Annotated in this window: 11 protein-coding genes, 1 tRNA gene and 2 pseudogenes; 5 read left to right on the top strand and 9 right to left on the bottom strand. The window is 58.2% G+C overall.

Features of this window, described 5'->3' with window-relative positions; all coding sequences use genetic code 11:
• Positions 1-28 precede the first annotated feature (28 nt).
• Both NCS58_RS19985 and NCS58_RS19980 read left to right on the top strand, forming a co-directional pair.
• Positions 29-652 carry a DedA family protein gene (locus tag NCS58_RS19985; RefSeq protein ID WP_250477484.1) on the top strand — a complete coding sequence of 208 codons (624 nt, stop codon included), beginning with the start codon at positions 29-31 and terminating at the stop codon, positions 650-652.
• Between the two features lie 69 nt (positions 653-721).
• Positions 722-817, top strand: a tRNA-Sec gene (locus NCS58_RS19980).
• A gap of 816 nt (positions 818-1,633) precedes the next feature.
• Here NCS58_RS19980 and NCS58_RS19975 read toward each other — a convergent pair.
• A complete protein-coding gene (locus tag NCS58_RS19975; RefSeq protein ID WP_250538865.1) occupies positions 1,634-2,812 on the bottom strand; it encodes a porin in 1,179 nt (392 codons plus the stop codon).
• A gap of 467 nt (positions 2,813-3,279) precedes the next feature.
• Here NCS58_RS19975 and NCS58_RS19970 point away from each other — a divergent pair.
• Positions 3,280-3,743: pseudogene (locus NCS58_RS19970) on the top strand (transposase); the annotation flags it as partial.
• Here NCS58_RS19970 and NCS58_RS19965 read toward each other — a convergent pair.
• Together NCS58_RS19965 and NCS58_RS19960 are read right to left on the bottom strand one after the other, a co-directional pair.
• On the bottom strand, positions 3,742-4,074 hold the full coding sequence (locus tag NCS58_RS19965) for a hypothetical protein (RefSeq protein WP_143756323.1): 333 nt from the start codon (positions 4,072-4,074) through the stop codon (positions 3,742-3,744). The pseudogene NCS58_RS19970 and the gene NCS58_RS19965 sit on opposite strands and share 2 nt — an antisense overlap.
• Before the next feature lie 485 nt (positions 4,075-4,559).
• Positions 4,560-5,414 carry a DUF2092 domain-containing protein gene (locus NCS58_RS19960; protein ID WP_250477483.1) on the bottom strand — a complete coding sequence of 285 codons (855 nt, stop codon included), beginning with the start codon at positions 5,412-5,414 and terminating at the stop codon, positions 4,560-4,562.
• A gap of 714 nt (positions 5,415-6,128) precedes the next feature.
• Here NCS58_RS19960 and NCS58_RS34500 point away from each other — a divergent pair.
• Positions 6,129-6,227: a DDE-type integrase/transposase/recombinase gene (locus NCS58_RS34500; RefSeq protein WP_409219297.1), complete on the top strand. Its 99-nt coding sequence runs from the start codon at positions 6,129-6,131 to the stop codon at positions 6,225-6,227.
• Between the two features lie 270 nt (positions 6,228-6,497).
• Positions 6,498-6,871 (top strand): annotated as a pseudogene (locus NCS58_RS34495) (tyrosine-type recombinase/integrase); the annotation flags it as partial.
• A gap of 39 nt (positions 6,872-6,910) precedes the next feature.
• On the opposite strand, the gene NCS58_RS19955 reads toward NCS58_RS34495, so the two are convergent.
• The 6 genes from NCS58_RS19955 to NCS58_RS19930 all read right to left on the bottom strand — a co-directional run bounded on the left by NCS58_RS19955 (position 6,911) and on the right by NCS58_RS19930 (position 13,305).
• Entirely contained in the window at positions 6,911-8,146 is a 1,236-nt protein-coding gene (locus NCS58_RS19955) for an MFS transporter (protein ID WP_250477482.1), read from the bottom strand.
• Positions 8,147-8,156: 10 nt separating this feature from the next.
• Positions 8,157-9,401 carry an acetyl-CoA carboxylase biotin carboxylase subunit family protein gene (locus NCS58_RS19950; RefSeq protein WP_061117939.1) on the bottom strand — a complete coding sequence of 415 codons (1,245 nt, stop codon included), beginning with the start codon at positions 9,399-9,401 and terminating at the stop codon, positions 8,157-8,159.
• A gap of 112 nt (positions 9,402-9,513) precedes the next feature.
• Entirely contained in the window at positions 9,514-10,869 is a 1,356-nt protein-coding gene (locus NCS58_RS19945; protein WP_061117940.1) for an acetyl-CoA carboxylase biotin carboxylase subunit family protein, read from the bottom strand.
• A complete protein-coding gene (locus NCS58_RS19940; RefSeq protein WP_250477481.1) occupies positions 10,866-12,143 on the bottom strand; it encodes an acetyl-CoA carboxylase biotin carboxylase subunit family protein in 1,278 nt (425 codons plus the stop codon). Before NCS58_RS19940 ends, NCS58_RS19945 begins: the two co-directional genes overlap by 4 nt.
• Positions 12,144-12,221: 78 nt before the next feature.
• The gene (locus NCS58_RS19935) at positions 12,222-12,977 is read right to left on the bottom strand and encodes an iron-containing redox enzyme family protein (RefSeq protein ID WP_061117942.1); all 756 of its coding nucleotides are present in this window, start codon (positions 12,975-12,977) and stop codon (positions 12,222-12,224) included.
• Positions 12,978-13,014: 37 nt separating this feature from the next.
• The gene (locus NCS58_RS19930) at positions 13,015-13,305 is read right to left on the bottom strand and encodes a 2Fe-2S iron-sulfur cluster-binding protein (RefSeq protein ID WP_086960972.1); all 291 of its coding nucleotides are present in this window, start codon (positions 13,303-13,305) and stop codon (positions 13,015-13,017) included.
• Positions 13,306-13,674: the final 369 nt, after the last annotated feature.

Here is a 13,674-nt window from a genome sequence, read left to right as displayed (position 1 = left end):
ATCGCAGCCGGCGATCGAGAGGTGCCGATTGATCCAGATTCCGCCGTCGGCGATCGTGCAGTGGGGCAGCGCGGCCGTGTTCGCGAACGTCCTCCTGACGCGTCTTGGCGTGCCGCTGCCGTCCGCGCCGTTGCTCGTGTTCGCGGGCTCCGCCGTGGCGAGCGGGCGACTGTCCTTCGCGCACGTGCTGTTCGCGGCGTTGTGCGGCGCGCTGCTCGGCGACAGCGTGTGGTTTTCGGCGGGACGCATCTACGGGCGTCGGCTCGTCGCGGCGCTCTCGCGCAGATCGTATGCGGTCGATAGCGGCATGCGCACGACGGGGGAGTTGTTCGAGCGCCACGGCGCGCCTATCGTCGCGGCATCGAAGTTCGTGCCGGGACTCGGACTCGTCACCCCGCCGTTGATGGGCACGACGCAGATCGCCGTGCTCGCATTCTTCTTCTGGGATACGGCGGGGATCGTTGCGTGGGCGTCGTTCTGGCTTCTGGGCGGCGCGCTCTTCGAGCGCCAACTGCATGTCGCGGTGCTCGCGCTCGAATCGCATGGCGCGACGGTCGTGGATGTGCTCGCAGCGGCGGCGTTACTGTATTGCGTGTATCGCCTGATGCGGCGAAGACAGCCGCGTTCGCATCCGGGCGATGGCAGCGGGTGAACATGCGCCGCTATAATCGGACGCCCGCCCGGATTCTCGCCGGACTTGGCTTTGTCGTGGGTCCATGAAGGAAGGCATCCGTATCCGGTGGTGCGGCCGGGCTTCAAACCCGGTAGGGGGTGTCAGACACTCTCTGGTCGGTTCGACTCCGGCTGCCTTCCGCCACCTGGCTGATTGAAGCGGTTCGTCGGCATTTGGTTTGGCTACAGGGAAAGGCAATTTAGACGGCCGCGGAGAAAGCCGCCGTCAAGTTGAGCAGGGGATCGTGAGCGACTTGGCTTTCGCATAATCGTCGGGTGCCGATCGTGCGTCATCTGCTCAGGGCTCTTTCGAGCCCGGCATTTCCTTCCAGATAAGAGGGTGACCCGACGCATTCTCGAGGCCGCGAAGCAACGGTTCGCAACCGTGGATTGACGGCCACCCCCCCTGCGAGCAGCTGGACGGCAAGTGACAAAACGCCATGCAGGCGCCCAAAACAAAAGGCCACGGGGCAAGGCCCCATTCGCTCGGCCCGTTCATGCTGGCCAAGCTCCATACGGTGCACGCGACCTGCAAGGACCGCGCTCAGACGAAGACCGTCAGCATCGCCAGCAAACGCAGCACGCAGGCGGCCTTCTACTGGAACGTCGAATTGCTGGAAAGATCATCCCGGCGGGCCTGTTTCTCCGCGGGTGAATTGGCACGTGCATGCGCTGTCACCTATGTTGCCCGACAACATCGTCATCACCAGCGTCTCTTATGTCGTTAGAGTGACACTAGTGAGAAAGTCCGATGCAACCGACGTCCGCATCGTCGACGCACATCACAACAAGGTGCTGCGGGCCGATCACTAAAAGCACTCCTAATTTCATGCGAGACATGGCCTTCTCCTTTGCCGGCAATGCTGGTTCAGGTCGCGCTTGCCGTAGTTACGGCTGCGGATTCGAATCGGCGGTTCCCGAATTGACCCTTAGCGCGACTTCCCCGGTCCGAAGCTTCCAATCAGAAACGGTGACGCACGCCGACGGTGGCCTCGATCTGATTCGATGTCGATGCGGGTGAACTCACACCGTTGATCCAGGCGACTCCCAGCGGGTTGCCAGCCCTCGCGCTTACGCTTTGATAGGTGCTTTGAATATAGACGTCCGTGCGTTTCGAGAAGGCGTAGTTCCCGAGCGCGCTCACCTGATTCCAGTGCGGAGCACCACTCCCGGCGTTGCCTCCGGCCCGTGAGTATGTGTAGGCGGCCGCCAGCATAACGGCTGGTGTCAAAGCGAACCGGATGTTTCCTTCATAGTTCTGGAAGTGGGTATTGAAGCCAGTGAGGAACAGCTCGGTCAGGTTCGTTTGTGTATAGACGATGCCCGCGACCAACGGACCGAACGCGTAGTTGACGCCTCCGCCCCACGTCTGTTGCCGGCGAGCGAGTGCACCTAATGGCACGGCGGTCGGCGTCAGAAGACCTGATAACGAGGTCCCGAGCGTATCGGTGACAGCGCCGTTCGTGTTGAGTTGTGCCGGGGTGCCGGCCGAGTTGTTCAGATGCAAATACCCGGCGCCAAAGTTCAACGGTCCCCACATGTACGACATGCCGACACTGTACGCACGGTTGTTCGCGAAACCACCTGCCTGGTTCGAGAAGCCATACAAGGCCCCGATCCTGAAGCCGGCAAAATTCGAGCTTTGATATTTGACCGAATTGTTGATCTGGAACGAGTCGTTCAAATTGTCGACGTCGAACGGATGTGCGAAGTGGGTGCCGCCATACTGTGTGCCGGTCAACGAGAGCGGCCCTACGAAGTCAACCATGCCGTCAGTCTGACGTCCCAAGGTCAGTGAGCCAAAATCCCGGCTGGACACTCCGACGTAGGCCAAGCGGTTGAAGATGCGATTGGCCGACGACAACTGCCCGTTGTTCAGATTGAAGCCGTTCTCCAGAGTGAAGATCGCCTGCAACCCGCCGCCGAGATCTTCCGCTCCGCGCAGCCCCCAACGACTGTACTGTACGCCGCCACTCGTCATCTGCCAGTTGCTGTGACCTCCTGCTCCGGTGCCGGTGATCTGGCTGTTCGTGTAAGTCAGACCTGCGTCGATCAGACCGTAAAGCGTGACATTGCTTTGCGCCTGCGCCGAGCCGGCCAAGGTAGCCAGCGCCGCACCGGCAATGAGAGTTTTCTTCATTTGCTACTCCAGGGTTGTGGGCTGTCTTCGTTAAACGCTTCACGTCACCCCGTACCGCGCCGTCCTCTCTGCGGAGAAGTTGCTGTCGCGATACGACGATAATCGCAATTGGGTGTCCGAATCTATCGTGTCGTAAAGTTTGTCGCTCGACAGCAACACGCGCGGTCACGTCGCCTGGAGTTACTGTCCGCGACGAAAGCAACATGTGTGTTCGTTCGGCATCCTGCGATTAAAAATAGCGTTCAAATGCCAGCGATATATCTTCGGTTTGCGTTTTTCGTTTACGAGATAACCTTCCTCTTCGCCATTGGAATTGAGCTGAAGCAGATCTCCACGGTGGTTCACCCGTTTCGGCGGGTTTTTTTCGTCCGCGTGTTCGCGACAGTGGCGTTCATGCGGCCGAGCAAGTTGAACGTCCTCATGGACAACATGCGCATGCGCCGACTCGCGCCGAAGACCCAGGCCAACTATTTACGTGCGGTTCGAGATTTGACCATCTTCCGGATGGAAACCGGTGGGTCGCATGCAGGCCGGGTTTCTTCCTTCCAGTGCGCGTGCACTCGCGTTTGTTCCGGCGACGCTTCCTCGCAGAACTCGAGGCCCACCTATCGCCGCGGCCAGTTGCGCTTCTTCGGCGAATACGTGCACCTCGACGATGTGGCTGCTTTTACCAAGTGGCTCGCGTCAATGCGCGCATGGAAGCGGGTGGTGTATGCCAAGCGCCCCTTTGCCGGGCCCAAAGCGGTGTTGGCCTATCTGTCGCGTTACACGCACCGAGTCGCGGATCTCCAACCAACGTCTGGTGGCGCTCGACGAACATGGCGTCACCTCGCCCTGGAAGGACTATCGCGTCAACGGACGCACGTGCAACAAGACTATGACACTCGAACTCGATGAGTTCGCGCGGCGGTTCTTGCTGCACGTTCTGCCTAGTATCCGGGCGGTGGCGGAACTTGCGTGTACACCACGCCGCCGCTCCCATATCCCGTCGCGTACCACGTCGCGCCACACTTATAGTACGGCACGTCCTTAACGGCGATGGGGGCGACGTTGCACGGCGGCGCGACAGGCGCAGGCGCAGCGACGACGGTGGTGGTTGCGGGCGGCGGTGTGGTTGCGGCAGCGGCCGCACCGACCACCATTGCCCCGGCCACAAATCCGGCCGCCGCAGAACCGCCGTCCCAATCCGAGTTGCAGTCGTAACAACCGCCCGAGTAGTTGTTCTGCACGTTGGTCACGTTCGTAGCACGCGTGTTTTGCATCTCCTTAGCGGTGGATTGACGCGCACTCTGGTTTTGGCTGGTCGTTTGAGCCGCCGCGGTCTGTCGTGCGTTCTGGTTCTGACTCGACGTAGCTTGGCGCTGCGCCTGGTTCTCGCTCGTGCTCTGCTGCCGGTTAGCCTGATTTTGGCTGGAGGTTGCCTGCCTCGAACTCGCCGAACTCTGGCGCGCACTCTGATTCGCACTTGAAGTTGAAGTTGCGGTGGCTTGGCGCGAGGCCAGAGTTTGTTGGGCCGCCGCTGATTGGCCGCCACCACGCTTCGCGCCTCCTTGCGCCGCGGTTGTGCCGCCGGATGACAACCCTCCAGACGACGCCGCCCCGCCACGGGAAAAGCCGCCGTCGCCGCCACCACCACCGCGAGCACCACCGCCTCTCTCGCCTCGTGCCTCCGCTTGATTCATCAAGCCCAGCGCGAATACTCCGGCGACGAGTGCCGTGACGACACGATCCCATGATCCGGTTTTCATCATTTCGCCCCCTTCTTCGCAGACGACTGGCGAGCCGTGGGCGACGCACGGGGAAGCTGCGCTGCGAACGCGACTTTTTGCAGGCCATCGGGAATCTGTGCCGAGAATGTCGCATCGTTAAGCTGGGGCGCAAGATCCCAGTCGACAAAGTCCGCCCAGAACTGAGGCTGGCCCACCGCCTTTCTGTAAGTTAGTACGATCCGCTGCAGCAGAGGTTTGTCGCCATCGGCTATCCACACCTGAAAATCCACCGTGTCGGTACGCGCGGCTAAATGATAGGACGCAGTGCCGGAGATACTCGTCTTCTCCACATAGTCCACCGACCGTACCCGGGCTTGCAATTCTTCAGGCAGCGAGTTCAACAGGAGCGCCGCGAGCGGCAGGCGCATGCCGAGATCCTTGACGAAATACACGATGCTCTCGTCCAGACTGCCAGGTTGCGGCGCCGTCGCATAGACTTTGCTGGCGAGATCGACCAGAACGATCTCTTTCCCGGTGAGCACAACGAGCGTTTTTGCGCCATCGCTGCGCTCGCTTTCCACGCGCATACGATCCGGCCGGCTCAACGTAACGGTGCGGTATTCGCCGAATTCGATTTTCTGCCCGGACGGCTGCACGGCGTCGTACCCGCTGCGCACACCGACACGAAAGCTCGGCGTCCCCCCAAGGAACTCCGCCATTTTCATCAGAATCGCCCGAGCCTGGGCTTGGGAGGCGGTGTCGTGCTCAGCTGGCGCGGCACGGACCGGTGGTTCTTTCTGCCCGGAGCCAGAGTAGGCGTGAGGAGCGGTGGTCAGCAGCAAAACCGATACCCACGTAGCCCTGGACGCGCGGCGCAATATGTTAGTGATCAATTTGTTAACTCCTTCTGCTCGAATACCTCTCAACCGCCGGCCTCCCGCATAAAGAATAGTGGTTCGCAGAATTTTTTCCATTCGGTTTAAAGTGGCTTACTGGGCGGGTGAAAAGCGGCGTCAGGACGCAGGGGTGACCATCACCGCGCCGTTGCTCGTGAAGCATTACCTAATAATGCCGAACTATCGGAACGTGAAATTGACCCGCCAAAACGGACTCCTATCCTTTGGATGAGGGGTGCCAAATGGGCAAGCATCGAACACCGTAGCCGGCGGAGTTCCGGGCTCACCTGGTCGAGCTGGTGAAGGCGGAGCGAACGGCTGAGGAGTCGGCGCAGGCGTTCGAACCTAGCGTGCAGGCAATAGTCGACGGGGTAGCACAGGCTGACATGGACGCCGGCGTGCGTCACGATGGCCCGACGACGGCCGAGCGTTAGGAGTTCACACGTCTGCGCCGCGAAAATCGGCAATTAAAAATCGAGCGCGACATTCTCGCTCACGCGGCGGCCTGATTCTCCCGGCGGGACAGGAGCCGCATCCTCGAAGGATGCGGATTCTTGAAAGCGGACCGAGCCGGTTGGCCCATGTCACAATGGCACGCCTGCTCTATTCGGGGCAAGCCGACGGCGCTGGCCGCGTACTACGCGGCAACGTGCGGGGCCACGACGTGCGCCGGACCGGGTACGCCGGCACTTCAGTGCTGAGGGTCCGGACATACTTTGGGTGGCCGATGTCACTTATATTCCGACCGGCGAGGGGTTTCTCTATCTGGCCGTGGTGCTTGACGTATTCAGCCGGCGCATCGTTGGTTGAGCGATGTCGAACCCTTTGGATACCGCACTAATGTGGCACGCGCTGGACATCGCGTTTCAGCAGCGGCGCCATGAGGGAGTTATTCTGCATTCGGACCAGGGCTGTCAATACACATCCATTGCCTTCGGGCGGCGCTGCCGCGGAGCCGGTGTGCAACCGTCGATGGGGACGGCGAGCGACGCCTGCAATTCCGGTTCATCGCGTCGCCTCTTTTCCGCGAATCGGGGCGGTGATTCTAATCTAAGCCGTGAGCTCTGGAACAAAGGCAAGTTGGTTGGTCAAAAGCCGCCGCTGAAGCCGAAAGAGATCTGGGCAATCCGGATTTACCTTCAGAACGCGCACGGGTTAATGATCTAGCGCTATTCAATCTTGCGATCGACAGCAAGCTGCGCGGGTGCGAGCTCGTTCAACCTGCATGTTCGCGACGTGACGCACGGCAATCAGATATTCCCCGCGCGATGATAATGCGGCGCAAGACTAAACGGCCCGTGCAGTTCGAGGTTACAGGGCACGCTCGCGTTGCGGTCGCTGCATGGATCGAAAAAGCTGAGTTGAGGTCCGAGGAGTACCTTTTCGGAAGCCGCTTTTCTCGGTCGCCGCATATCTCAACGCGACAATACGCTCGTAAGGTACATCAATGGGTCGCCGCGCCACGGCAATGCGCTGTGACGCCGAGCCGTGCGTCATTCGACTTTGACGACCATCATGCGAAGCGAATCGGCCGTACGTGAATTGCGTTGCAGATAGCGCCACAACGCTGCGTAAGTCAGAAGTCCGAGCATGCTGACCGCGATGAAAATCGGTTGAACACCGAGACGGCCGCCGAATGTGGCCACAATCAAGCCGGCCACGGGCAGGCTCAATTGATTCAGCAATACGATCAGGCTCAGGACCCTGCCCAGTTGATCGCGGGGAATCCAGTGCGCGCGCTCCGTGCGGATATATACATTGAATAGACCGCAAGACGCAAAACTAAGCGCATAGCCCAGCACAAACACCGGAAATGACGATGCCATGCCCATAAGCAGCCCCCCTACGACGATCATTCCGAACGCGGTGACACCAATCCAGTAGACGGATAAACGGCGCGTCAGATAAGGAACGGCCAAGAAGCTGGCGAGCGCAACAGCTCCAACGATGGTCTGGAGAAATCCGAACAGACTGTTCGGAAGCCCGAACCGACCAGTGGTAATCGCCGCACCGGTGGCTAGCGCGACGCCGACAATCAGGTTCACCCCCATGCTCAATGCGATCAGTGCCCAGAGAACAGGCTTGTCACGTAACACTCCGACGGCCGCAGCTACGCCAGCATTGAAACCCTGTCGGTGTCCCGCACTTCGCGGTTCGGTGCGATGAAGGTCGTTTCGCAATGACCATACCAACAACGCACTGAGACCGAACACCGAAGCAGCGACCCACAACAAGCCGCTGGGCGGAAATCGCGCGGCAAGCAGCGCGGCCAAGGCTGGCCCCGCAATACTGGCTGTCTGATCGATGGCTTGCAAAAGTGCCTGCGCCTTGTGCATTTGTTCCGGCATCACGAGCCTCGGAACGGTCGATTCGAGCGCAATGAACGCCTGTGCATAGAAAAACGCGCATACCGCGCTCAAGCTCGCAATGATTGGAAACGAATTCGACGGTGTCGCCAACGCCAGCCAGGCAACACATGCGCAGGCTATCGCGCGCGCCGTGTCCGCGAAGCCGTACACGCGCCAACTGTCCAGCCGGTCGCACAGGTTACCGGCGATTGGCAATGAACAGATTCGCGGCAACCATTCGATAAAAAACGCGAGGCCTGACATGGCGACGCTTCCCGTGCTGCGGTACACGATCAATGGCACCGCGAACATGAGGAACTGGTCTCCGAGCGAAGAGGCTGCCCGCGATAGCAAGAACCGGAGGATTACACCGCGCTGCATAACATTCTCCTTAGGCTGCCGCGTCCAGTGGCAGGGATTCGATCCGCACCGACGCAAAGAGATCCTTGAGCAGGTGTTCAAGATCTTGGGTGGACGGGCCAGCAATGACGCCGGCAGCCGGAGCTTCGGTGGCTTGATAGGTAATGTGCCGGGGCAGCGGTTGGCCGTGCGCGAGCTGATTCCAACGAGCCATCCAGGGATGCGAGACGAACCCTTGCGATCCGTGAAGATGGCACCCTCCGCGAGGCATGTGATGGCCTGGCAACACAAACCAACCGTAGCGGACGCCAGAATCAGGCGTGGTGCGCAGCTCAACCGCTTCACCGATCAGCAATTTCAGCTCGCACGATGGCAGGTGTATGCCGGTGCGCATTCTGAAAGTGTCTACCACGTCGGCGCCCCCAACGCGGTTGGCTATTTCCAGAAAGACCAGAGAACCGCCATTATCGATTGCCTCGAGATGGAAGCTGCCGTCACGGATTTCAACGGCTGACACGACCTTCTGGACCCACTCGCGTGCAACCGGATCGTCGTCGATCTGCACCGATCCCAGAGGCATGCCCGACGCGTAGTCGAGGCAAGTGCCCACGTAGCGGCTGCCGACAACAACCGCGACCCGACTGTCTGTCACGAGTCCGTCGAAATGCAGAATGGGTCCGGTAACAAATTCTTCGATCTCAAAGCGCGCGGTGGCCAACGCGCGAGTCGCGTCGTCGAGGCTATATACGCCGGTTCGGTGGTCGTGCAGCGCCGTGAGCATCGCAGAGGGTGAGTCGAAGACCACGACGTCTTCGCTTGACGCACCGTCGAGCGGCTTGAGGACGGTTCTGCCGAACCAGTCGGCGATGCCGGGGTTGTCCATAAACTCAGCCAGCGCGATGGCGCGTGGAACGCGTAGGCCAGCCTGCGCGACCAGACGTTTCATCAGCAACTTGTCGCGCACCTTCTCGACTTTCGCAACTCCCGGTCCGCTTATGCCCAGTGCGTCGCGCACTCGTGCGGCATCCAGCAATTCATATTCGGACAGTGAGAGTACCCGGTCGAACGTGATGTCGAGCGATTTGATAATGGCAATGACTTCGTCGCTCGCGCGATCGGTACCAGGGCGAAGCAGTTGTTTGCACGGAAGCGAAGCGGGAATCGTTGCAAGATTCTTCTCCGTGCCGATGTAGTAAACGTCATGGCGATCATGATCGATGCCGAGGTGATAATCGATCTTGTGATAGGGGATACGATGCAGAATAAGAATTCTCACGACAGCAGACCTCGCTGATAAATGCGTTAATCTCTTTTGGATCGATACGTCATGCGCTGCCTTCCGAAACGGCTCTTATCACGCGCCACGACAGCTTTTGGCCGCCGCTTCGCTATCCGTCGCACTGGGCGACGTCGACCGCCTGGCGGAGGCATGAGCCGCGTACATATTGATGAAACGACGCTTTCCAAACCGTTTGCAGGTTGGACGCGAGATCCCGGATATCAATGTCATCGCGGGTCGTCGTCAGACATACCTGTGCGATGAAATCAGCGTTGTCCCGGGGAACGGCGTGAATGCGCCGAGCTTCCGCCGGCAACCAACAGAACTCATGCAATTCCAGGTCACCGCTTCGCAGAGATGGAAAGCGACTTTGCAGCGACGGCAAAACTACGTGATCGAGCAAGACGCTCGCGTCAGCGCCCATCGCCGAGATGACGTCGGTGTCCTCCGCCACCCCAAGCATCACGGTCGCCGCCTGGCGGCTGGCTTGTGGTAATTCGCGCGGAATTTCTTCGCCGAATGCCTGATCGACCCACAGGTGGTAAAGATTGACTTGATAGACCAGCGACGCAATCGTCCAGATCTTCATGCCTGCCGGCCGGCGATTCGGTTCGACAACGGCTGCGCGATGGCCGTCGTCGCTAAGCTTGATTTCATTGTGAAACGGCCCATTGCGCTGTCCGACCAGCAAGTTGGCCAAACGTCCGGCCACCGATATCGTATTCCGTTCGCGAGGTGTGATTCGCGCTGGCAAGACTTGTCCGAGCTCGACAGGGTATCGGCCGGTCGCGCTGATCTTTTCTGTAATAAAGGACAGGCTACCGATTCCATCGAATGAAAATTCACGGCGATAGGGAATGAGTTCTTCGCAAATCACACCGTCAGAGAGATACGTTGAAACCTCCTTCAGAACGGCGGCGAGGTCGTCTCCTTGGCGCATGGTGACCACGCCCCGATTATTACCTTCACAGCTCGGCTTGACGACAAATCCCCCGGGATGCCGAACGGCAAATTCAGTTAGATCGGCCAGATTCCGGATCGGTGCACAATCCGGGACCATCATCCCTTGAGGCCCGAAGATATCCCGATGTCTCTGCTCAAGCGACCGATACGCGTGCTTGCTGAACGCCCCTTCAGCGAGGGTGCCGGAATCCACCGCTAGCCCAAGTGCCTCGAGAAGCAAGGCCCCGCTTTGCACAGCGTTGTCGGAAAACACCAGCCCACCTGCAAGTCGTGCGCGGTATGGTGCGAGTGCCACGAGGGCCCTTTCAACAAAGTCGTCGTCGCGCGGATTGAGGTCGATAACGCCATCGCAGATCGCTCGGTCGACATCAGTGGGCGTAGAACGGATGAGTAGCGACTGCGCACCATAACGGACTTTCGCATAGCAAGCCATCTGCCTTACATCTGCGACCCGCGAAAGATTGTAATCAACGAGTAGCAGGATTGGTTGAGCATGTATCATCGTGCTCGCTCCTTCGCATAGCGTACAGTGACTGCGCTGTTGGAATTCTTTACTATTACTGGCAATAGAGTCTCACGCTCGGCCAGGTCAAAGTGCCACAACAATTGGCCCAGGAAAACCTCGCGAGAACTCGCCTGCACGTCGTCTCCCGCCTTCAGAAAAATCTGCGAAACAACGGGCTTGGGCAAGTGATTTTCGACGGCCACATGTTCTATCCTGCCCGGCTCGGCGAAATAAACGCGAAAGAATGTACTCTTCGCATGACGCTGCGTGCCGTCCATGTCAAATGCCAAAGCTTTTAGCTTGTTGCGCCGAGCGTTCAGTGCGGACTGACCCAGCGACGCGTCGACCAGCAGATCCAACCAGAGATCCAACATGCTGTGCTGACCATTCAGCGACTTCACACTCGCCGAGATCAGACTCCCCCCAACCCGCGGATTGATCTCAATCAAATCCCATCGACCCGTATCGAAGCGTGCCTCGATATGAAAGCAACCCCATTTGCAATCCAGTTGTTTAAAAATCTCGTTGATCCAACGCTGGCCTTGCGCTATCGCGTCTGCATCGATGCTGCAGGGAGGGCATACACAACTGTTCTCGAGCACGGTCGTGGCGTTTTCGGTCAGCTCGCACTTTTCGTGTACGGCGAGTACGCTCACGTCGCCGTTGCTCAAGATGACTTCAAAACTGAACTCCCGGCCAGGGACGTAGTCCTCCGCTAGAAATTCGAGTCGGTTACCAAACGCCGATTGATAAATGACATCGTCGGACGCTTCGTCGGCGACCTTGATGAGATCCTCCCAGGTAGTCTCGGGGCGCAACGAAAACGCGCCGTAAGAGGCGATTCCACACACTGGCTTGACGAACAGTTTTCGACCGCTCGCTTTAAGTTCATCAAGCGTTTCCGGGGTCAACCGGTGAGCGCGAGCACGCGTGAGGCCCAAAGTCTCCAGCGTGTTGCGCAATTCGCGCTTATTGCGCAGCATGCCGACCTGGGCGGGCGTAAGATCCGGTACACCCAGGTTCTGGTTCGCCAGCGCCATGAGATCCCGGTAGCCTTCCCACACGCAAATGCAGCAGAGCAGGGTCTCGCCATCAGCTTGCAAAGTTTTGAGCGTGGCTTCGACATCCTCGGCAGTCAAGGCATGGGATTGCGTTGTAATCAGCCGGTCCGCTTTCTGTTCAAGTTCCACAAGGCGCGTCGCCTCGACTTCGGGCAGTGGCCGTGACGACAGAACGATGCCGCGGAAGCCTCGGGCCTTGACCGATTCCAAGAGATCCTCCATAAAGGAAAATCCGCAATGGCTTAGCAGTAGAACGCCATTCCTTTCTTTGGTCATCACCTTCTCCTCTTATGCCGCTGCCTTCCGAAGCTTGGGTTCCATCACGTCTTCGTACAACTCGGTGAAATAGAGTCCCAGCACTTTCTGATGCTCGCCAAGGTATCGCTTCAAGTGCTCGATGTCTTCGTCGTTTCTGAGCAGATGACGAATCACGTCCCAGACTTCACCTGGATGGTCGTCATTGATATCCGTGTGAGAATGCGCGACCTGGCCCGATATGTTGTCTTCGCCCACGGATTGCTTGAGAGCATCGATCTTTCTGGGCTCGAGCTTTACATTGACGTATTCCACCAGGTACGAATACGCCACCACCCCGAGAGGATCTTCATGATCGAGCAAATAGGAGAAAAATCCAGAAAGCAATTTGGTGGACAAATATGGCTCGGTCGCCAGAAATTGCTCACGGCTGACCCCAGCTTTGGCCAGGTCCTGGATAAAAAGCTGGTCGTGAAGCATTTCTTCCCGCTCGTAATTGGCCCATATCTGCGCGGCCCTCGGACTACGCTTGGCGATTTCGGCAAGGGCCTTCGACTCAACGACGCGCAAAAGACGAATTCTCCAAGCGGTCTCGATCAAATGGCGGCGATAGTAATCCGGATCGACTACTTCACCTTCAAGGTGAGCGGCATAGGGAACCGTTTGATACCAGAGTTCGACTTGCTGGTCGATAATCTTGTCTATTTCCTTTCTCAACATCGACGATTCGCTTGTGTTGATAAAAGGCACGGAATTAGGAAAGCCGACATTGTGGACTCGATTTGACATGATATTTTCTCTGTTCGTCTAATTTAAAAATAGGATTCTAGATTTCGGTGTTGATGGTGGCGGTGCCATTAATTTTGCATTGGCAGGCCAGTCTGAATCTTCCGTCGTCGTAACCGAGGAAGGTTAGAAGCTTGAGTTCCCGTTCGGTTGGCTCGCTGAGACAGCCAAATCCATTGAGCACTTCGATGACGCAAGCACCGCAAGCTCCTGCTCGGCAACCAGCAGGTATGACGTCACTATCCCTCAGTTCAAACTCCAGATCACTCAGACGAGCCGACTCGGCTAGATGAACCGTCACGTTAAGCGGAAAAATATGTAAAAGTGCCATACGAGTTAGTTGGATTAGATGGATTCCAAAAGTCTCCCTGTCGTGTTTAATTAAAATAAGCCCGAATCCAAAAGTGGATTTGCATCGCTACTTGATCCAGCCGGATCAATAAACGGGATGATGGCTTCTTGATAACTTTGACGATCCCATTCGCGTGGTTTCGCGCACCTGTCGTCAGGATCAGTTAGCAGGTCGAGTGAAAATAGAGGCGAGCGTGGCACGACTACTCCTATTATGAAACGCGTCCCAGTGGAACAGAAAACGGACGCGCGTTGCGCGCCCACATAAAACCCATGCGATTACACACAAGTCATTCGCCGAGTTCTCGGGCGTACTTGAGGCCGGCGGCGAAATCCGTCACTCGCTGGA

It is taken from the genome of Caballeronia sp. INML3B (assembly GCF_023631305.1).
Lineage (GTDB): Bacteria > Pseudomonadota > Gammaproteobacteria > Burkholderiales > Burkholderiaceae > Caballeronia > Caballeronia turbans.
The sequence above is the reverse complement of the archived record's forward strand: the minus strand, read 5'-3'. Positions and strand labels throughout refer to the sequence as shown.